Source organism: Armatimonadota bacterium (genome assembly GCA_020354555.1).
Classification (GTDB): Bacteria; Armatimonadota; Hebobacteria.
This window is the reverse complement of sequence record CP070648.1, coordinates 1799142-1818804: the sequence shown is the minus strand read 5'-3', so window position 1 is coordinate 1818804 and position 19663 is coordinate 1799142. Positions and strand designations below refer to the sequence as shown.

The following is a 19663-nucleotide window of genomic DNA, read 5'->3' as shown; positions in this document are numbered from 1 at the left end:
TGCGTCTCGGGTTGCTCGACGGGACCGCGGGGCTCATCCTTGCGCTGTTCGACGCATCACAGGTCATGTTGTGGGAGGCAAAGTTGTGGGAACTGGCGACGCGCCCTGCGCGCGGCTGCCATCACTGCAAGCCCGGCGAACGGCGGTCCGGTTAACGCTGGTCGGCGGTCGGGCGCTGGAGCAGATACTCCATCAGGACCGCCGCCCGCGCTCGATACTTGATCCATTTACGCCACAGGCCCTGATGATTGCTGACAGCACAGAGGCAGCTGTACGTGCCGAGACGAATGATAGTCGCCACGGTTCGTTTGGCGAGCAGGTACCAGTGGCTTGCGCCGGGGTAGTGCTTTCCCCGGAACAGCAACTCGGAGCGGAAGTAGCGCTCGGCGACGCTGGGGCCGGACACGCCGGTGGAGGACTCGCCCCCGAGATGTGTTGCGCAGCGGTCGGCGAAAAGCACCACGCGCCATCCCGCGCGGCGCATCCGACAGCACCAGTCCGCGTCCTCGTAGTACATGAAGAATCGCTCGTCGAACGGCCCCACCTGCCGCGCGGCGTCCATCTGGACGACCATGAGCGCCCCATACACGTACGCGACCTCAAGCACTCCCGGGCCGCCGGTGGCGCCGGTGGCAATCGCGCGCCGCTCGCCGGGGTAACGCAGGCCGTACGAAGGATGTTCGGAGCCGGCGGGCGTCAGCAGACGGCAGGTGGCGATGCCGACTTCGGGCATGTGCGTCATGCGCCGCGCCAGTTCGACAGCGATATCCGGGGAAACAAAGGTGTCGGGGTTCAGGATGACGGCGAACGGCGTTCGCACCGCCGCCAAGCCTCGGTTCGCGGCTGCGGCAAACCCCAGATTGCGTTGGTGCCGCACGACTTGCGCTTGGGGGCACGCCCTCGCGACGGCCTCGGCCGTGCCATCGGTGGAAGCGTTGTCCACAACGACCACGACGCCCGGGCAGCCGCCACGCGTCGCGCGCAGCGTTTCCAGGCACTTGCCAATGACGTGCCGGCTATTCCACGTGATGATGATGAACGTGAGCGCGGGGTCCGGGGCCGGCTGGCCGCCGGCGGCGCATTTCGGGTCGTTCGCGGTCATGGTCTGGAACAGATGATTCTGTTCGCCTGCGCGCGGCCCTCTCGCGGCGGCCACGGAGGGCAATGCCGGCGGCGCTCAAGCTATGCGAGGCGCCACGATCCACTCGCCCCGGTTGCTCGACGGCGGCACGCCGCCGCCTGTCAATTCACATGAGTCCACACACCACAGACACCGGCCGGTGCTACCTCTGCGGCGCGCATGGGCGCTCACTTCTGATCGAGGTCGCCGGGACAAAGATCGTACGCTGCGAGCAGTGCGGGTTGGCGGGGACGCTCGACGTTACCGACGAGCCGTCATACAATGAGGCGTATCTGCACTGCGAGCGAGCCGGCGTTGAGCCGTCACCGGCTGAGATTGAACGCTCGGTGCGCGTTGAGCGGCGCCGTATGGCCCGGGTGCGCCGCGCCGCGCCGGGGCGACGACTGCTGGAGATCGGCGTTGGCCACGGCTACTTCCTGGAGGCGGCGCGGAGAGGCGGGTTCGACGTGCGCGGGATGGACATCTCCAGCGCCGCCGCGGACTTCTGCCGTCGCCACTTTGGGCTCCGCGTCGAGGTGAGTTCGCTCGAGGACGCCACTTACCCCGCCGAGGCGCTCGACGTCGTCGCCGCATGGCATGTCCTGGAGCACCTCGCAGACCCACTCAACGCGCTGAGCAAGATACGTGGGTGGCTGGCGCCGGGCGGCATCATTGCCGTCGAGGTGCCAAACTACGAGTCTTACGATGCGCGCGTGCTTGGCCTGGCATGGCACGGGTGGCAGCCTGTATACCACCGCTGGCATTTCGCGCCGATGGCGCTGGAGGCGATGCTACGTCAAGCGGGATTCACGATCCTCCAGATCTGGCGCTCGCCTTCATCCTGCGCGCGCGAACGACTGAAGCGCATCCCGGTGCTCGGCGTTCTCCGGCGCATCCTCGCGCGCCGCTATCCCGGCACCGGCGTCGGCGCCATTGCCAGGAAGTAGGCCCGGCAGCTCACAGCCAAACGCGCGCCACAGGGACTGAAGAGGAACTCGTCGCGCGCTCCGCCCATGAGTATCACCACTCCACGCTACTTCGCCCGCGCGAAGACCTTGTCCACCGCCGCAGTCACCAGTTCCACCGTTATCGCCTTCATGCACTCCATAGTCGCGCAGGGCTTCGTGCAGGGACCGCAATCGAGCCCCGCCGTCACCACTTCGTGTCCCTCTCCCTGCGGCGCGGTGCGCGATGGGTCAGTCGGCCCGAATAGAACCACCACGGGAGTGCCCATCGCGGCGGCAAGGTGAACCGGGCCGCTGTCCACACCCACGAGCAGGTCGGCGCGCTCGAGGATGGCCGCCAGTTCACCGGTGCTTGTTTCGCCTGTCAGGTTTACCGCCCGCGCCGACATCGCGCTTGCGACCCGGCTGACCTCGACCGCTTCGCCCGGCGCGCCAACCAGCACGACCGTCGTGCGCCACCGCTCGTGCAGATAGTCACCGACCTCCGCGAACCGCGCCGGGTACCACCCCTTGTATCGCTGCCGGCCGGATGCGGCAGGGGCGATAACCGCAAGCCTTGCGGCAGACTCGACCCCGTGGCCTTGCAGCAGCGCGCCAGCGCGCTTGCGCACAGCCGATGGGATGCGCAGCATACCAACATAACTACTGCCCGGTGCATCCGCGCCGAGGCATATGGCCAGTCGCCCGAGCTTCCCCGGCCACGGCAGGCCGCGTACGTGCACCCGCCGATTCAACAGCCAGCCCGTGTCCGCATCCACGAAACCGATCCGCGTGCGCGCCCCGCAGACGAATGTCTGCAACGCCGTTGACGAGGACTGCGAGAAGGCGACCGCAACGTCAACGCCGCGGCGCCGCAGCTCTTGCGCGACGCGGATTTCGCGCGCGACGCCGCCCCGACGAAGGATGACGTTGTCTATGAACGGGCACTCCTGCATCAACTCGGCCAGATTCGGCCGCAGTACGCTGGTGATCTCCGCGTGCGGGAACCGCCGCCGCAGCGCAGCGAGCGTCGGCAGAGAGAAGAGCAAGTCGCCGACCTGGTTGAGGTGGAATGCCGCGATGCGGCGCACAGGCCTGCTCCCCGACAACACGTCACCGTACACGCGCTCGACGCTCTCCGCGGCATGGCCCATCGTGAACGAACGCAGTACCGCTCGCCTGCTGAACTCGCGGAGTTCCTCGCCCCTGCTGGCATCGGAAAGCACGCCTCCGATGGCTCCTGCAAGGTTGTCGAACGTAACCCGTTCAGGGGCTGCGTGATCGCCGAAGCACGTCGCATTCGCCGCCGCAAGGGTCTCCGGCGTTACAACACCCACAAAACCCGCCTTGCCCGCCGCGACGACCGGCTTGCCGCACGCCATCGCTTCCAACGCGACCGTAGCCGTCCCTACGACGACGTCGGCTAGGCTCATCAGCTCCGGCACATCGGACCGGCCGCCGACAAACACAAACGCGCGGCGGCCGAGGCCACGGTTGGCGTCGTCGGCGCGAGCTGCAATCTCATCAGCCAGTGCTCCAACACCGGCGATGATTGCCTGGAAGCCGGGGGCAGTGCCCTCGATCCCCCGCGCCGCCTCGATCAAACGCAGCGCGACCTCGCCCTTGCCTCGACTGAAACGGCTGACGTGCACGATCTTGGGCGCCGCGCGGTCGAGGCCGAGTTCATGAACGAGCGACAACGCCGGAGGGCCCGGGCGGAATCTCTCGGCATCAACTCCGATCACGCTGGTCACGACGCGCTGGGGCGGGAGATGGAACTTGCGTATCAGGTGGTCGCGGCCGGCCGCGCTCACCGTGATCACCTTCTCTCCCCAATAGTACACGAGGAAACGCTGGATCGGCTCGCGCATCCCATGAACCGTGAAGCAGTACGGGATACGCGCCAGCCGGCTCGCCAGGAAGCCAACGGCGCCCGCGGTCCAGTTGTGCGCGGCGAGCAGGTCAACGTGCTCGCGGTCAATGATTGCAGCGAGTCTGGGGACGGCGGAAAGCCCGCGCCGTCCGCGGATGTGTAGTGGAATGTGGCGGATGCCAGCGGCGTCCGCCTCTCCTTCCAGCTTTCCGCCGCTGCTGACGATGATGCAGCGATGACCGCGCCGCTGCAGGGCCGCGCTGAGGCCGATGACGTACTTCTCGACGCCCCCGTAGTTCAGCCACGGCAGCAGATGGAGTATGGTGAGTGCGCTCATGTCACCGCGACCCCGCGCATCGCTCCCTCGGTCCTAGCCGTGTCCGCCGCCGCGAGCAGCCTTAGCGCCGGCTTGCCGTTACCAGCCGAGGCGTGTCCGCACCGCCTGCAGCACAATCTCCGGGCGCAACTTCTCCATGCAGGGGAAACGACACCTGCGGCGCCGGCATCGCACGCACGGGACCGGTGCTTCCAGCACGGCGTGCCCCGCCCCATACGGCCCGGTCCGCACCGGGTCGGTCGGCCCGAACAGCGCCACCACTGGTGTGCCCAGCGCGGCTGCGAGATGCATCGAGCCGGAGTCGTTGCCCACCGCCAGGTCGCAGTGAGCGATGACCGCAGCCGACTCCACCAGGGACGTCCGCCCGGTCAGGTCAACCGCGGAGTGAGGAGCAGCCGACGCGATCGTGGAGCCGTCTAGCCGGTCGTCGCGATCGCCCAGCACGACGGACTGCGCGCCCAGTTCGTCTAGGTCTCTCGCCAGCGCCGCGAAGTGCCGCGCCGGCCATTTCTTCGTCGGCCAACGCGTGCCCGGCAGAAGGGCGATCCTCCGCCCGCCCCGGCCGGCGGGAACCAGCGCCGCCGCGCGCCGTTGCGCCCACCGCGGCACCGCGAGGCCGAAGTCAGGCGATCCATCGTCGGCACCGAGGCGCCGACCGAACTCGCGATATGCATCAACCGCGTGAATATCGGTGCGGGGCGGCACGACGCGCAGGTTGCAGAGCACGAACCCGCCCTCCTGGAAAGAGCGGAAGCCGATGCGCCATCGCGCGCCGCTGAGCCACGCAAGTCCGGCGGTGCGCAAGAGCCCCTGCATGTCCAAGGCGACCCGCGCGTGAACCCCACGCAGATCCGAGGCCAGCGCGAGCCGACTGCGTCTGCCCGGCTCCCACACGACGACTCGATCTACGTGCCGGCACATGCCCACCACGCTCGCCGATGCCGGCCCTACCAGCCACGAGATCTCCGCGTCGGAAAACCGGCGTCGCACCGCACCAGCCACCGGCAGCGAGTGGATGACGTCGCCCAGCGAGCTGAGCTTGACTATGAGAATGCGCGAAAACGCCATAGGTCGTGACACCGGTCGGCGGACCGCTCAGTCCCATTCGGATTTCCCGCGCTCCCACGGCGGCCGCGCCTTCCAGCGCCGATGCAGCCAGAACCAATGATCCGGGTGCTCGCGAACGGCCTGCTCGACGATTCTCGTGAAGACTGCGGTATTCGCCACAACGTCACTCTCGACGTCGCCCGTGCGTTGAATCCTCAGGGGTGGGAGGATGATGCACTTCTGGGTTTCGTCGGGCTGCCGGACACAGAAGGCCGCGATCACCGGAGACTCCGTGCGGATTGCCAGGACCGCCGCGCCCGCCGCGGTTGACGCCAACTTGCCGAAGAACTCCACGAACACCCCGTGGTCGCCTGCATTCTGGTCAATCATAATCCCGACCAACTCATTGTGCGCCAGACGGTCAGTGCATTCGCGGATTGCGCCTTCGCGCGGCACCAGCCGCAGCCCGCCATAGGTGCGCACGCTGGTCAGCAATTCCGTCACCTCTTGATCGCGCTGGCTCCGTGCAATGGCGTTGAGCGGGCCATAACCCGAGATCGCGAAATAAGCAGCGGCCGTCTCCCAGTTCCCGTAGTGGGCGCTGATGAGAATTGCACCCCGGCCGGCCGCCATAGCCTGCTGGAGATGCTCTTCGCCCTCCAGTCGAGCGGTCGCCTTGATTTCCTCGCGCGTCATCGCCGGCATGCGTAAGAACTCGAACAGGCCTTTCGCAAAGTTCTGATAGAAGCGCCGTGCGATGACCCGGAGTTCGGCCTCGGATTTCTCGGCGCCGAAGGCCAGGCGCAGGTTGCTCATGACGATGCGTCGGTGGCGCGGTGAGATCGCCATGACCGACGAGCCGAGCGCGCGCGCCAGCGGATACAGGATGGCGCGCGGGATGAGGTGCGCGTAGCGCGCCAGAAAGAGCAGCATGATGCGACCGACGAACTGCTGTATTTGTCGCCAGCGAAGCTCTCGCACCCGATCTACCTCTCCACCGCCGACGTCAGGGCGACTCCCGCCTTCGCCGCAACCAGTGCCACTTCAAGCATCCACACCGGCGTTGAGAAAGCGTCGACGTCGAGGCGCACCGCATCCTTCTCGGTCGTCACGATCACCGCACCGCGCCGCCGCGCGAACTGCTCCACCTTCGCGCAATCCTCAGGCGTGAAGCGATGATGATCCGGAAAGCGCACCGGCAGAGCGTGCGCCCCAAGTCGCTCCAGGGTCAACTCGAATCCAAGCGGGTTGCCTATCCCGGACAGCGCCGCGACGAGCTTACCTCTCAATTCCGCAGGTTCCAGCGTTTCGCCTCCATCCAGCGACCGTAACTCGACCGGCCGGTGAACCGTCTCGATAATCCGCCCGTCGAAGAAACGCGACAACCGAGCCCGGATCGCTGCAACGCGGTTCGCGCCTGCGAGGTCGGCGTGGCTGATCCACACCGCATCCGCGCGTCGGATGTGGTCTACCGGCTCGCGTAGAATCCCGGCCGGGAGCAGGAGCCCGCTCCCGAACGGCGCCAACGCGTCAACCAGAACGATCTCGTAGTCCTTGGCCAGCCGCCAGTACTGAAATCCATCGTCGAGTATGAGCACATCGGCGCCGAAGGCGTCCACCGCCTTGCGGCCGGTTTCGCGGCGGTCTTTGCCCACGAGCACAGCTGCGCCCGCTACTTTCCTCGCCAGCAGGCACGGCTCGTCGCCGGCAGTCACATGATTCGCGAGCAGCCGCGCGCCGTTCGATACCACCGCGGTTCGCTGCCGGTCGCGTCGGCCGTAGCCGCGGCTGAGAATCGCCGGACGGCTTCCGCTCTCGACGGCCGCGGCGGCGAGCACAGCCGCAGCCGACGTCTTCCCCGTGCCGCCTGTCGTCAAGTTACCAATGCTAATCACCCGCGCGGGCAACCGGGTCACCCGCGCCAGCCCAATCCGATACATCAGCCGGTTCACCTTGAGCCCCAGCCAGTACAGGACTGACGCCGGCGTGAGGAGCGCCACCAACAGGCGTGCCCCATTACTCCCGTCGGCCCCGGAGAGCGCGCCTAGAGCAAAGGCGTGGAACTGCCTGGTGGGCGTCGCCTCTACGCCCGGGGGCCGGTAACTGAGCATTTCCCCCGCCGCGGTCACGCACCGATCGGCTGCGCCCCGGTGCCGCGCGAGCACCTCCGCACAGCGGTCAGCGATCGCGCGCACGCGGCTGCGCTCTTCGAGCAGCCACGCCAGCTTCGGCCCCAACTCATCCGGCCGCTGTACCTGGAATCCGAGACCGGTGTCGAGGAAGATCGCCGCAATGTCGCGGAAATTGTGCATGTGCGGGCCGAACACAGACGGGACGCCCTGCGCCGCGGCCTGGAGAACGTTATGGCCGCCGATCGGCGCAAAGCTGCCCCCAACGAACGCAACCGTCGCCACCGCGTACACCCGCTCCAGCTCGCCGATGGTGTCCAGAATGACGACGGTGTTGGGCCCTTCAGCCGACGCGGACGGGCCGTCGGTGCGCCGCCGCGACCGTAGGCCGGCTTGGGCGACCGCCTGTTCGATCTCTGCGGCGCGCTCGATGTGCCGCGGGGCGATGATCAGCCGCGCCGCGGGGTCCACTTGTCGCACAGTGTGAAACGCGTCCAGCGCAGTCCTCTCCTCGCCCGCGTGGGTCGAGGCGGCGAGCACGACGGTTTCCGCGCCGGCGACGCCGAGTTCCCGCGCAAGCTCCGCCCGCCCGTCGGCAGGCACGCGCGCGATGATCTGGTCGAACTTGACATTGCCGAGGTTGGCGGTCCGCCGCGGATCGGCCCCGAAATGCACGATACGCCTGACATCCCCGTCGGACTGCATGCAGAACCGGTCAACGCGGCGCACGATCCACGGGAAGAACGGCCGCAGCAAGCGCAGGCGGCGCAACGTTCGGTCCGACACGCGGCCATTCACCACCATCGTCGGCACACCGCGCCGGCGAGCGGACGACAGGAAGTTGGGCCATAACTCGCTTTCGGTCAGCAGGCACAGATCCGGACGCATCGCATCGAACGCTCGTTCCACCGCCGGCATCAAGTCGAAAGGGAAGAAAAAGACGGCATCCGCCCCGCGGCACGTTCTCTCCGCCATCTCGCGGCCGGTGGCGGTGGTCGTCGTGAGCACGACGCGCGCCGCGGGCATGCGGCGCTTGATGGTGTCGAGCAAGCACGAGGCCGCGGCGACCTCGCCGACCGAGACTGCGTGAAGCCAGATGTGCGGCCCGCCGGGACGATGACGACCGGCGGCCGGCACAAAGCCGAGGCGCTCGCGCCAGCCCGCACGCAGCTTCCCGCGCACCACGATGCGCCACAGCACGTACAGGCCAAGCAGGGGCGCGAACAACAACTGCGCCAGGTTGTACAGGAGCAGTCGCCAATCGAACGCCGGCAGCGCCTCCGGTGCCGGCGCCGGCCAGGTCAGAATGGTCGGCGATGGTTTGCTTACGGGGTGTTGCACAGCCATGATCGGCGAACCTGCACTGCTGATACCGGTCGCGGCTCGGCGGCGCCCGCTCCATGTCCGCCTCAAGTCGCTCGTCGGAGTCATCCACGACGGCCGGAGCCCGAACGCGTCATGAGCAACGCGGGTCAGCCCTGCTCGCGGGCGGGCGCATCGCGAAACTGCATTTCGTACAACCTGCCGTAGAGCCCTCCGCGCGAAACCAACTCGTCGTGCGACCCGTGCTCGACGATGCGACCCTCATCGAGCACTAGTATGCGATCGGCGTTGCGCACCGTGGGGAGACGATGGGCAATGATGAACGTCGTGCGCCCCTTCATCAGGCGCTCGAGCGCGTCCTGCACCAGAGCCTCCGACTCCATGTCCAGCGAACTCGTCGCCTCGTCGAGCACCAGAATGGCGGGGTCCTTGAGCAACGCGCGTGCGATCGCTATGCGCTGGCGCTGTCCGCCGGACAGGCGCAGGCCGCGTTCGCCGACGTCGAACTCATATCCCTGCGGCATTGCCCTAATGAATTCCTCCGCGTTCGCTGCGCGCGCCGCCGCAAACACCTCTTCGGGCGTCGCGTACATCTTGCCGTAGCGGATGTTGTCGTAGATGCTCCCGCCGAACAGGATGGTCTCCTGCGGCACGATGCCCGTCTGGTCGCGCAATGATTTCAGCGTCACCCCGCGCAGATCACAGCCGTCAATCTCCACCGCGCCCGAGGTCGGGTCGTAGAACCGCGGCAACAGGTTGACCAGCGTCGTCTTGCCCGCCCCGCTCGGCCCCACCAACGCGATGACCTCCCCGGGCTGCACCTCCACCTCAATACCACGCAGCGCCTCGTCGCCCCCGTCTCCATAGGCGAACGACACGTCGCGGAATCGCACGTCGCCCCGAACCCGCGGCAGCGGCACAGCATCGGGGGCATCGCGGACCGTCGGCTCCTGGTCCACCACCTCCAGGATGCGACGGGCTGCCGCGAGAGCCTGCTGGACCGACAGGTTGATCTGACCGATCTTGCTGAAACGCTGACCGACGCGCTGAACCGCGAACAGATACGCGGCGACATCATCGGCGCTGAGAACGCCGCGCGTCACCTGCCACCCGGCGAAGGCAATCCCGCCGACCATGCCGAGAACCCCGATGAATTCGACCAGCGGCCCGAGCAAGGCGACAATGCGCACCGAGCGCAAGTTGGCATCCACGTTACTCGTATTGAGTTCGGCGAACCGCTCCTCCTCGTGCTGCTCGCGGGCGAAGCTCTGTATGATACGAATCGAGTACAATCGTTCCTGGATGCGTGCGGAGATGCTGGCCAGCCGCTGCTGAACGTTGAGCTGAGCGCGCCGCATCCGGTTGCCCGCGCGCGCGATGACCAACGCCATTATCGGCACCAAGAACAGCGCCAGCAAGGTCAGCTGCCAGCTTATCGCCAGCATCAGGCCGACGCCCACGATCACCGTGATGGCGACGCCGATCGCGTCCGCCAACTGCGTGCTCACCATGTTCTGGATGAGCATGACATCGTTGGTCATTCGACTCATCAGCTCGCCGACCGCGTGGCGCTCGTGAAACGCCAGCGATAGGCGCAGCACTCGTGAGTAGATGCGCTCCCGCAGCGAAAACATGACCCGCTGCGCGACGAACTGGCCGAGATACATCGAGCCAAACAGCGCCGCACCCCGCACCGCGTAGGTCGCGATCATCGCCCCACACAGCACCAGGAGCCACACCAGCGGGTCGGCCCCGATCCCTGCCTCCATCCTGCGAAACAGGCCCACATGCGCGAGGACCTCGCGCAGCTTTCCGATGTCGCCGTGGGTCGGAAACAGCCCGCCCAAGATCAGCCCTGCCAGCACCGGAAACACCCCTGCGTCCACCACCGTCGCCACCGCGATGCACAGGATCACGACCGCGACCACCCACCGGTAGGGCAGCGCCAGACGCACCACTCGCCAGAAATCGCTCACACGCCACCTCCGACGAAGGCGAGCTTCGCCCACAGCGCGGCGAGCAGGAGCAGCGTCGAAGCAGCCGCGTACTGCTCCAGGTTTCTCGGTATCCGCCGCCAGGCAAACCCGCTGTCCGAGTCATCGTTCGCACCCGATGCGAGCGCGCGATACTTGCTCAGTCTGACGCCTAGTGCGGGCACGGCTCCACGGTAGCGCACGTACGCGTCCCCGTACGTGCGCGTCAGCCGCTTCTCCTCGTATAGTGCCGTCGGCACGTAGAACGCTGCGACGACCACGACGAACAATATGTAGGACCACCAGATGTGGGAGCCGACGCAGAGCCCAATGCCGATGAGCGTGCTGCCCACGTACAGCGGGTGCCGAGTATGCGCGAAGGGACCCGTCACGGTGAGTACCTGGTCCTTGACCAAATGACCGGCGGCCCAGAATCTAAGGGCCTCGCCGGCGAGCGCGAGCAGCGTGCCGGCCGCCAGCGCGCCCACGCCCGGCCGCACGTCGAGCAGCCAAAAAGCGGCAACGATGACGACGGCCGCAAGCCGCGTCGCAATCATCCTATTGAGGAACAGGAAACGCGATACATCCATCTTCGATCGGTTGGCGGCGGGCAAGCGCGAGCGCCATCGCCGCGGTGCGTGCGGACGCGCCGGGCGGTCCGAGTTCCGCGACGACTGCGCGCAGCTCGCGGCGTATCTCTTCGGCCGCGGCGCGGTCGTCGAGAAGCCTGCGCCCTTCGGCCGCGATTGACGCCGCGCCGGCTCGCTCCTGGATTAGTTCCGGCACGACGGCGCGCTGCGCGATCACGTTGGGCATCGCGATATACCGGAGCGGCCCCCGCATTCTGCGCACGACCTCGTACTGCAAGCGCGTCGTCGGCGACACCTTGTACACCACGACCATCGGCACTTCCAGGATCGCCAACTCGAGCGTCGCCGTCCCAGATGTAACGAGCGCGAGATCGGCGATCTGCAGCAGGTCCGGGTTCAGCCCGCCCACGACAATCGGTTCTATGCCGACCCGTGCGAACCTCTGCCGGAGCTGCTCCTCCCGCACTCCGGGCGCCGCGCTTGCTACCCAGCGCAGATCCGCAACATCAGCGTTGAGGAGTCTCGCCGCGCCGAGGAGTTCCGGCAGCAGGTAACGCAGCTCCTGCGCCCGGCTACCGGGCGCGACCGCGACCACGCGCTCATCCTCGCCGATTGCCCAGCGCTCCCGCGCGGCCGCAGGCGATAATGCCGGCCGCACCTGCTCCACCAGTGGATGACCTACCCAGCGTACCTGGGCTCTGCCGCCCGACAGCACCCGCTGTGACCACGGAAACGGCGTCGCAATCGCATCCACCAGTTGAGTCAGGTCGCCGGTTGGGGCATCTCGCGACCAGGAGCGAGGAGGGAAGTAGTACAGGATGGGGATGCCGGTTCCTTGAATCGCTGTTGCCAGCCGCAGGTTGAATGCGCCGAAGTCTATCAGTATCAGCACGGCCGGGGGCCGCTCGCGGAGCCGCCGCACCATGGCCCGCTGCTTGAGCCACAGGCCCGGTATCTTCTTGAGCGCCTCCCCCACCCCGATGGCGGCCCAGCCCGAACTGTCGAACACCAGGGCCGCGCCCGCGGCTGCCATGGCGCGGCCGCCGACCCCGGCAATCCTCACGCGCGGTTCGAGGCGTCGAATCTCCTGCGCGAGCGCGCCGCCCTGGCGGTCGCCCGACGGTTCACCGGCGACTATGAACACTTCCATAACGCCGGCTCCCGGCGGCGCGTCAACTCGGCCCCGCCTCGTCGTCCAGTGCCTCTTCCTCGTCCGCCGGTTCTGCCGCAACCGGCGGCCCCGACGGCGGCCGGTCGAACTGCCGGCCGACGTAGCCAAACTTCAACTGATTGAGGAAGTCCACGAGATACTGCAGCTCCGGGGTCTCCTCCAGTTCCTCGGCGATGTGATCCAGCGCCTGGGACAGGTTGAGCCCTGAGCGGTAGAGAATGCGGTAGGCGGATTTGAGCAGGTTGCGCGCGTCGGCGTCAACGCCCGCCCGCCGCAGGCCCACCACATTGAGCCCGCGTACGCGCGCCGGGCTCCCCTCGGCGATCATGAAAGGCGGGACATCCTGCACCACCCTCGAATACCCGGCCACCATCGCCAGCTTGCCAATCCGAGTAAACTGGTGGATCCCCACCAGCCCGCTGATCATGGCCCGGTCCTCGATCACGACGTGCCCCGCCACGACCGCGTTGTTGACCATGGTGACGCCGGAGCCGACGTCGCAGTTGTGGCCGAGGTGGCTGTAGGCCATGATCATGTTGTCGTCACCCACCCGGGTCGCGGTGCCCTCGCGGCTGCCGCGGTGGATCGTCACGTACTCGTGTATGATGTTGCGCTCGCCGATGATGAGCGACGTCGGCTCGCCCTTGTACTTGCGGTCCTGCGGCGGGCACCCCAGTGCGGCGCAGAACAGGATCTCGGTGTCTGCCCCGATCTGGGTGTGGCCGTCAATGAACACGTGTGGGCCGATCCGGCACCGATCGCCGATCACGGCCTGCCCGCTGATGATCGCGTATGCGCCGACACTGACATCAACGCCGAGTTGCGCGCCTTCATTGATTATGGCGGTTGGGTGATGGCTAGTCACGGCTTCACCTGTGGACTATCGAATGTCAACGCCCCTTGCTCGTGGTTCCTGCCAAGGATCGCCAGTACCTATTCCGCTTCACCCAGCCCTTCGCCTTCCGGAGGTGGAGCGCCCAGATTGGCCGATGCCGAGCCCGATGCATGACGGCTGGGGAAAGCGCGCGCCGTCACGCGTCATCCGACGACGGCTCCGCTCGACCCCGCCGATTGTGCCGCTCTCTCAGGCGTGCGTCGGCAAGCAGGGCTTCGCATCCATGCGATGGGCCGCAGACCGTGGTGCGAGCGGTGGAGTGGACGGCAGCGCTCCTGAGGCCAACGACTACGCGTCCACGCCCAATCCGGCGGCGAGTTCGCGGGCGAGCCTGACGTTGAGCCGGTGTCCGGGGCGGACGGCCACGATGTGAGCGGTGAACGGCACGCCGACCAGGCTCGTGTCGCCGATGAGGTCCAGCACCTTGTGGCGCACGACCTCGTCCGCGAAGACGAGCGGCGACGTGTAGCCCCGATTGCCGATGACCAGCGCGTTCTTCGCCGACCCGCCCATGGCCAGACCCGCGGCGCGCAACTCCTTGATGTCCTCCTCGAAGCAGAACGTGCGGGCAGGCGCGATTTCATTGCGAAACGTCTCGGGGTCAACGCGAAACGAGGCGAATTGGCGGCCGAGGTGCGGATGGGAATAGTCCACGACGCAACTGATGCGGAATTCGTTTGACGGCAGTGCGATGAGCAGTCTGCCGTTCTCCTGCACCCACACCGCCGAGCGCAGGTGGTAGCGACGCAGCCGGCCGTTACGGCGCAGCCCCGCTTCATCAATCAACTTCACGAACCCGAGGGCGCTGCCGTCCATCGCCGGGATCTCGGGCCCGTTGACCTTGATGTGGACGTCGTGAACCCCCATCCCGTGCAGTGCCGAAAGCAGGTGCTCCACGGTGTACACCGACCCCGCCGAGTTGCCCAGCGCCACGCAGCGCTCCCAGCGCACGACGTGGCTCGCGACCGCCGTCACGCTCGGCGCGTCGGCAAGCGTGAACACTTTGCCCTCGCCGGAACGGGCTGGGCTGAGTTCGATGAGGCAAGGCTTACCAGAATGCAGGCCCACTCCATCAGTCGTAATGGGGCGGGCCAGAGTGGTACGAGCGGCCATGCTGTTACTCCGCCTGTCGCGGGTTGGAGTTTGACTTCTGCTGCGACATCCCGCGACGCAGCATTATACCACGACCGCCCTGCTAATGCAAACCCCACACCGATGGCGATTTGCGGTGATTGCTTCGTTGCGCGCGGCACGCCGTGACCGTCGCCATCCGCTGTGTACGCTGCGTTACAGCCACTCGATCGGCGCCTGCCGGCGCGGCACGATGCGCGGATACGAATGTTTTGGATGCCCCACGACCAGCGCAACGCACAACTCATTCTCCGGCGGCACGCCCGCAGCGGCTGCGACGTCGCGACTGTAGCGCGCAGGCCCGGCCAAATAGCCTATCAGGCAGGTACCCAGGTTCATCGCATGGGCCATGAGCATGATGTTCGCCGCCGCGTAGTGAGCGTCTTCGACACCCGACGGCATCGCGCGCGGTGCGTGAATGACGATCAGCGCCGTCGCTCCGCGAAAGATGATATCATTCCCCGCCCGGTGCGCGGCGACGATGAGTCGCAGCGATGGTTCTATCTCCTTGAGCGTCTCGAACATCGCAGGCGGGAGGGCGGCGGCGAGCGCCTCTCGCCCTTGCGGGCTGTCGAGTTGACGGAGCACACCGTGCATGAAGGTGACGGCGGCGTCGGCCACTGCCGACAACTTGTCGCGCCCGCGGATCACGGCGAACTGCCACGGCTGGTCGTTGTGCGCGCTGGGGGCATATACCGCCGCGTTCAGAAGCGTCGCCAGGTCATCGTCTGAAACCGGATCCTCCGTGAAGCAGCGAATGCTGCGACGCGAGCGAATCAACTGCTGCGCCGCCGCCGGGTCCACCGCCAGGGCGGCGTCGAATGCGTCGTACGTGCCCGCCAACCCGCGGTGCGATACGGCGTCCTCCGGGCACACCGCAACGCAGTGGCCGCAGACTATGCACCGCTCCTCCGCGACCACCGAAGCCCCATCTTCGGCCATGGAGAAAACGTAAGCCGGACACTCTTCGACACATGCCCCGCACGCGACGCACTTATCGAGATCGACCCCTATGTTGCCCACATTCACTCCCTTCTTGATACGGCTTCACCATCCGCGGTAGCCGCGCGCGGCTGCCGCGAGCCGCGCCTACTCCTCGAACTTGAACGTGTCGAGCATGCGCTCGAGAGCTGCCGTCACCACATCGGCCGATTCGGCGTCCGCGAACGCATCGAAGACGTACACATTGTTCAGCCCGAATATGAGCACGGTGCTGCCCATCAAGTCAACCGTGCCTCCGCCGAAACCGGCCTTCTTACTGCACGTGAAACTGCCGAACCCGGCCATCGCGCCCCCCGCGTCGCCAACTTCAGGCGCGTCGCCGCGGAACTCCTCGAATCCCGACTCCAGTTTGCCGTAGTGCCCTTGGACCGCCTCGATGATCGCCGGCTCGCGCGTATCGCTGCGGTTCAGCTTCGCCTCCATCCCGCCGGGCAGAATCTGCTTCTTCACCACTACCCAGTTGCTCCGGTTCGCGCGCACCGTCGTCTCGAACCCCCCTGCGCCGCCTCGTTCAGTGCGTGTCCAGTCAGCCGGGACTTCCATGCTGTAATCGCCGCCCTCCGCGTTGTAAGCCGTCCACTCCCCAATCGGCTTGACGGGCTCCGACTTGCCGCCGCACGACGGCAGCGCGATGACCGCGCCGACCGCGACAATGATGGCAACGAGACGCCCCATCTTCAACTGAGCGTCCTTGGCATGTCTGAACAACATACTGCATCTCTCCTCGGGAGTCTTCGCACTGTTGTTCGACGCAGCGACACCTCGGCACCTGCAACGGGAATCGACGTTGCGTGCCTCGGCCAGCGCAATCGGCCCGGGGCAGGCCGGATGCTGAACACTCGAACGCGGGTCTGTCGAGCTTTCAGGCAGGCTTCGCGGTCAAGACGTAGAACCTCGATACACTGGGAAGTCCAGTCTCAGCACCCACAAGGATGCTAGTCGTGAGGATTCTTGCGCTCGCGGGTAGCCCTCGCAAACGGAGCAATAGCGAGGCTCTGATGCACGCGGCAGTCGAGGGCGCGTCGGAGGGCGGTGCGGCTGAGGTGCACGCTTTTCGCGTCGGCGACATGACCATATCGCCGTGTCGCGCCTGCGGCGGGTGTGGCGAGACAGGGCTCTGCGTCGTCCGCGACGACATGCAACAGATCTATCCGCTGCTGCGTACCGCCGAACGGCTCATTATCGCGTCGCCCATCTTCTTTGGGAGCGTGAGCGCCTGGCTGAAGGCGGTGTTCGACCGCTGTCAGGCATGCTGGGCGGAGAAGTATGTCGTGAAGCAACTCGTCGCGCCGCGACCTGAGGGCCGCAAGGGGCTCTTCATCTCGACCAGCGGCACGCGCATCCCGACGATGTTCGACGGAGCGCTGGCGGTGATCAGACCGGTGTTTCACGTACTCGATGTCGAGGCGACACCGCCCGTGCTCGTCAACGGCATAGACTCCCTGGGCGACGTGTGGTCGCGGCCGGAGACGATCGAGCAGGCCCGGGAGGCAGGCCGTCGGCTCGTCGCGCCCGGCAGCCGGCCCGCTGAGTAGCCGAGCGCGTCGCCACTTACGGCGCGAGCTGACTGGAACCAGGGAAGGAGCGTGTCAATGGTGGATGCACTGCGAGAGCTTGCCCCGTGGGCGAAGGATGCCTTGGTCGCGAGCGTCGTATTCTGCGCCTTTCTCCTCGCAATGCTCGCGGTGCGGCTGCTGTGGCTGCGCATCCTGAGACCCCTGGTGAGGCGAACCGACACCGAACTCGATGACCTGGTTTTGGTGCCGGTGCGCGGCCTGATCATTTGGGGCCTGCTCCTGCTCGGAATCTACCATTCCCTCAACACCCTTCAGGCCGTCCAGTCCAACGAGCTTGCGAGCAAGTGGCTCGGCAAGGCCTTGGCCGTCGCATGGGCCGTGCTCGCCGTCATCACCTTGCTCAGGCTGTTCAACGCAATTGTATCGTGGTATGTGCAACGCGCCGCGGAGCACGCAGAGCACCCACGGGACATCAGCTCGCAGGCGGGCCTCGCGCGCAAGATCGTCAACATCGCCGTGCTCTCCATCGGCATTCTATATGTGCTGCAAGCGGCAGGGGTCTCGATCAGCCCGCTACTCGCCGGCGGCGCCATCGGGGGCCTCGCCATCGCGCTCGCGCTCCAGGACACCCTCGCGAACCTGTTCGCCGGGCTTTATCTCAATATCGACCGGCCGGTTGCGGTCGGGGACTTCGTCAAGCTCGAGTCCGGCGAGGAAGGGTTTGTCGAGGAAATCGGCTGGCGCAATACGAAGGTGCGGTTGTGGGCGAACAACGTGGTCGTGATTCCGAACCAGAAGCTCAGCCAAAGCGTGCTGACGAATTACTTCCTGCCCAAGCAGGAGATGTCGGTGTACGTGTGGTGCGGCGTCGCCTACGACAGCGATCTGCAGCACGTCGAGGACGTTACGATTGAGGTCGCTCGGGAAGTGATGCAGCGGGTGCCCGGCTCTGCCCTCGACTGGGAGCCGGTCGTGCGCTGGAAGGAATTCGGGGATTTCGCTATCACCTTCGTCACGGTGCTGCGCGTCCATGAATTCGGCAGCCAGTACGTCCTTCAATCCGAGTTTGTCAAGGCGCTGCACCGGCGCTTCAAGGAGGAAGGCATCGAGATCCCATTCCCCATCCGCACGGTGATCATGAAGCGGCCGGGCGCCAAGGCGCCCGCTCCCGCGCACGCGCCATCGCCGGATCGCGTGCGCGCTGCGCAACTGGGCGAGGGGGACCTCGACGAGGATGAGGGCTGACGCGCGGCCATCAAGCTTCCCTCGCTCGGCGGTCTCGGTGTACGGCGAACGGGCGGGCTAGAACTCCAGGGGCAATTCGGCGGGCTCGTTGCGCTCGCACGCGGCCGTTGCCAGCGCGTACGCCTCGGCATACTGGCCGGCGACGACGTCCCAGGACACCTTCTCCAGCAGATACCGCCGCAGATTGCCAGCCAGCTCGTGGCGCAGCGGCTCATCGCACGCCAGACGCACTGCCTGGTCGCGCAGCATCTGCTTGTTCGTGAAGAGCAAGCCGCCGCCGCTCTCCAAGGTTTGCGCGGTCAGCCCCTCCATCGGCGCGGTCGTGACATAAGGCTTGTTGAGCGCGATGATGCGTGCCAGCGTGCCGGACTGCGTCTCGTCCACCGACGGCAGCACCACGAAATCACACACCGCCATCACCTTGTAGTACAGGCTGCCGCGCGGCACGAACTCGTAGAAATGCGCGAGGCCTTTGCCCTCCAGCAGCTCGAGGTCCGCGGCGTATCTCTCGAAGTCGGCTTGATGCGCCGGGTCGCGCCACTCGCCGGCGGCGAGCAGATCCCATTCGTCTCCCGTGCGCTGCTTGATCTCCGCGGCGATGTCCTCCCACATCGAGGTCAGGATGTCCCACCGCTTGTTGCTCTGAATCCATCCCACGAGGCCGACCAGGTGCTCGCCGAGGTACGAGCAACTGTTAAGCCGGAGTTCCTGCTTGAGGCGCGGGATGTCGCTGGGGTGGCACATGCGGTCGGGGCGGGCACCGTGAGGGATGACCATGATGTTGCGCGGAGTCGGCCAGCCGTAGGAGTGGAACGTCCAGTCGAGCCGCCATTTCTGGTAATGGCACTTGAAGATGACGATGTCAGCGCGCTCCGTGAGCTGAAAGATGAAGTTCGCCTCGAAATCCCGCAGCCGGCCGTGCACGGTGTGCGGCTCCACGACAACCGGCCAGCGCTTCAAGGCATCCAACAGTTTGAGAAACCCCTCGTTGCCGTCGCCACACCCGCGGGCGTCACGGTACTCGTACAGCCCGTATTCGTGCTCGATATGTATCACCGCGGGATCAATTTCCGCGATGCCGTCGGCAACCGCGCGCCACCAGTCGTGACGGCTCATGTCAATCAGCGGAAAGACCCCGTAGCCGTGACCGTCGTTGTGCGCTACGACGAGCACATCGCGATCCGGGTGGTGGTTCTGGATGAACTCGCGTGCCTCCTCGCAGAAGGTCGCGATACCGCACAAGCGCGGGGCGTAACTGCTAATCATTACAATGGGACCAGGTCGCAAAGCAAAGCGCCTCCGGGCGGCAGCACAAGCGATTTCGCGCCGTCCGTGCGATTATTCCACAACGCGGCCCACTTGTTGT

16 protein-coding genes are annotated in these 19663 nt (G+C 66.4%); 3 read left to right on the top strand and 13 right to left on the bottom strand.

What is annotated here, in order from left to right; translation table 11 throughout:
• Positions 1–151: 151 nt before the first annotated feature.
• Positions 152–1156 carry a glycosyltransferase family 2 protein gene (locus JSV65_07455; GenBank protein UCH36180.1) on the bottom strand — a complete coding sequence of 335 codons (1005 nt, stop codon included), beginning with the start codon at positions 1154–1156 and terminating at the stop codon, positions 152–154.
• A 95-nt stretch (positions 1157–1251) separates the two neighbouring features.
• Here JSV65_07455 and JSV65_07450 point away from each other — a divergent pair, with 95 nt between their 5' ends.
• Entirely contained in the window at positions 1252–2067 is an 816-nt protein-coding gene (locus JSV65_07450) for a class I SAM-dependent methyltransferase (protein UCH36179.1), read from the top strand.
• Positions 2068–2153: 86 nt separating this feature from the next.
• Here the strand turns inward: JSV65_07450 and JSV65_07445 are convergent, their stop codons facing one another.
• From JSV65_07445 to JSV65_07395, 11 genes are all read right to left on the bottom strand, one after another.
• Positions 2154–4274, bottom strand: a complete 2121-nt coding sequence (locus JSV65_07445) for a glycosyltransferase (protein ID UCH36178.1) — start codon at positions 4272–4274, stop codon at positions 2154–2156.
• Between the two features lie 78 nt (positions 4275–4352).
• Positions 4353–5342: a glycosyltransferase family 9 protein gene (locus JSV65_07440; GenBank protein UCH36177.1), complete on the bottom strand. Its 990-nt coding sequence runs from the start codon at positions 5340–5342 to the stop codon at positions 4353–4355.
• Between the two features lie 27 nt (positions 5343–5369).
• Positions 5370–6302 carry a hypothetical protein gene (locus JSV65_07435; GenBank protein ID UCH36176.1) on the bottom strand — a complete coding sequence of 311 codons (933 nt, stop codon included), beginning with the start codon at positions 6300–6302 and terminating at the stop codon, positions 5370–5372.
• A gap of 5 nt (positions 6303–6307) precedes the next feature.
• The gene (gene lpxK / locus JSV65_07430) at positions 6308–8797 is read right to left on the bottom strand and encodes a tetraacyldisaccharide 4'-kinase (GenBank protein ID UCH36175.1); all 2490 of its coding nucleotides are present in this window, start codon (positions 8795–8797) and stop codon (positions 6308–6310) included.
• 125 nt (positions 8798–8922) lie between these two features.
• Positions 8923–10749 carry an ABC transporter ATP-binding protein gene (locus tag JSV65_07425; GenBank protein UCH36174.1) on the bottom strand — a complete coding sequence of 609 codons (1827 nt, stop codon included), beginning with the start codon at positions 10747–10749 and terminating at the stop codon, positions 8923–8925.
• Complete coding sequence (locus tag JSV65_07420) at positions 10746–11336, bottom strand: isoprenylcysteine carboxylmethyltransferase family protein (GenBank protein UCH36173.1); 591 nt, start codon at positions 11334–11336, stop codon at positions 10746–10748. The genes JSV65_07425 and JSV65_07420 overlap by 4 nt, the downstream gene beginning before the upstream one ends.
• Positions 11305–12486 carry a lipid-A-disaccharide synthase gene (gene lpxB / locus JSV65_07415; protein UCH36172.1) on the bottom strand — a complete coding sequence of 394 codons (1182 nt, stop codon included), beginning with the start codon at positions 12484–12486 and terminating at the stop codon, positions 11305–11307. Before lpxB ends, JSV65_07420 begins: the two co-directional genes overlap by 32 nt.
• Positions 12487–12508: 22 nt before the next feature.
• Positions 12509–13372 carry an acyl-ACP--UDP-N-acetylglucosamine O-acyltransferase gene (lpxA, locus tag JSV65_07410; GenBank protein ID UCH36171.1) on the bottom strand — a complete coding sequence of 288 codons (864 nt, stop codon included), beginning with the start codon at positions 13370–13372 and terminating at the stop codon, positions 12509–12511.
• Positions 13373–13690: 318 nt separating this feature from the next.
• Positions 13691–14515, bottom strand: a complete 825-nt coding sequence (gene lpxC / locus JSV65_07405) for a UDP-3-O-[3-hydroxymyristoyl] N-acetylglucosamine deacetylase (GenBank protein ID UCH36170.1) — start codon at positions 14513–14515, stop codon at positions 13691–13693.
• A gap of 174 nt (positions 14516–14689) precedes the next feature.
• On the bottom strand, positions 14690–15556 hold the full coding sequence (locus JSV65_07400; GenBank protein UCH36169.1) for a nitroreductase family protein: 867 nt from the start codon (positions 15554–15556) through the stop codon (positions 14690–14692).
• Positions 15557–15622: 66 nt separating this feature from the next.
• Positions 15623–16246, bottom strand: coding sequence for a hypothetical protein (locus JSV65_07395; protein UCH36168.1), 624 nt, complete (start codon positions 16244–16246; stop codon positions 15623–15625).
• Positions 16247–16476: 230 nt separating this feature from the next.
• Between JSV65_07395 and JSV65_07390 the strand changes: the two genes are divergently transcribed.
• Positions 16477–17070, top strand: a complete 594-nt coding sequence (locus JSV65_07390; protein UCH36167.1) for a flavodoxin family protein — start codon at positions 16477–16479, stop codon at positions 17068–17070.
• 57 nt (positions 17071–17127) lie between these two features.
• The gene (locus JSV65_07385) at positions 17128–18297 is read left to right on the top strand and encodes a mechanosensitive ion channel family protein (protein ID UCH36166.1); all 1170 of its coding nucleotides are present in this window, start codon (positions 17128–17130) and stop codon (positions 18295–18297) included.
• A gap of 57 nt (positions 18298–18354) precedes the next feature.
• Here the strand turns inward: JSV65_07385 and JSV65_07380 are convergent, their stop codons facing one another.
• Positions 18355–19584, bottom strand: a complete 1230-nt coding sequence (locus JSV65_07380; GenBank protein ID UCH36165.1) for a hypothetical protein — start codon at positions 19582–19584, stop codon at positions 18355–18357.
• Positions 19585–19663 lie beyond the last annotated feature (79 nt).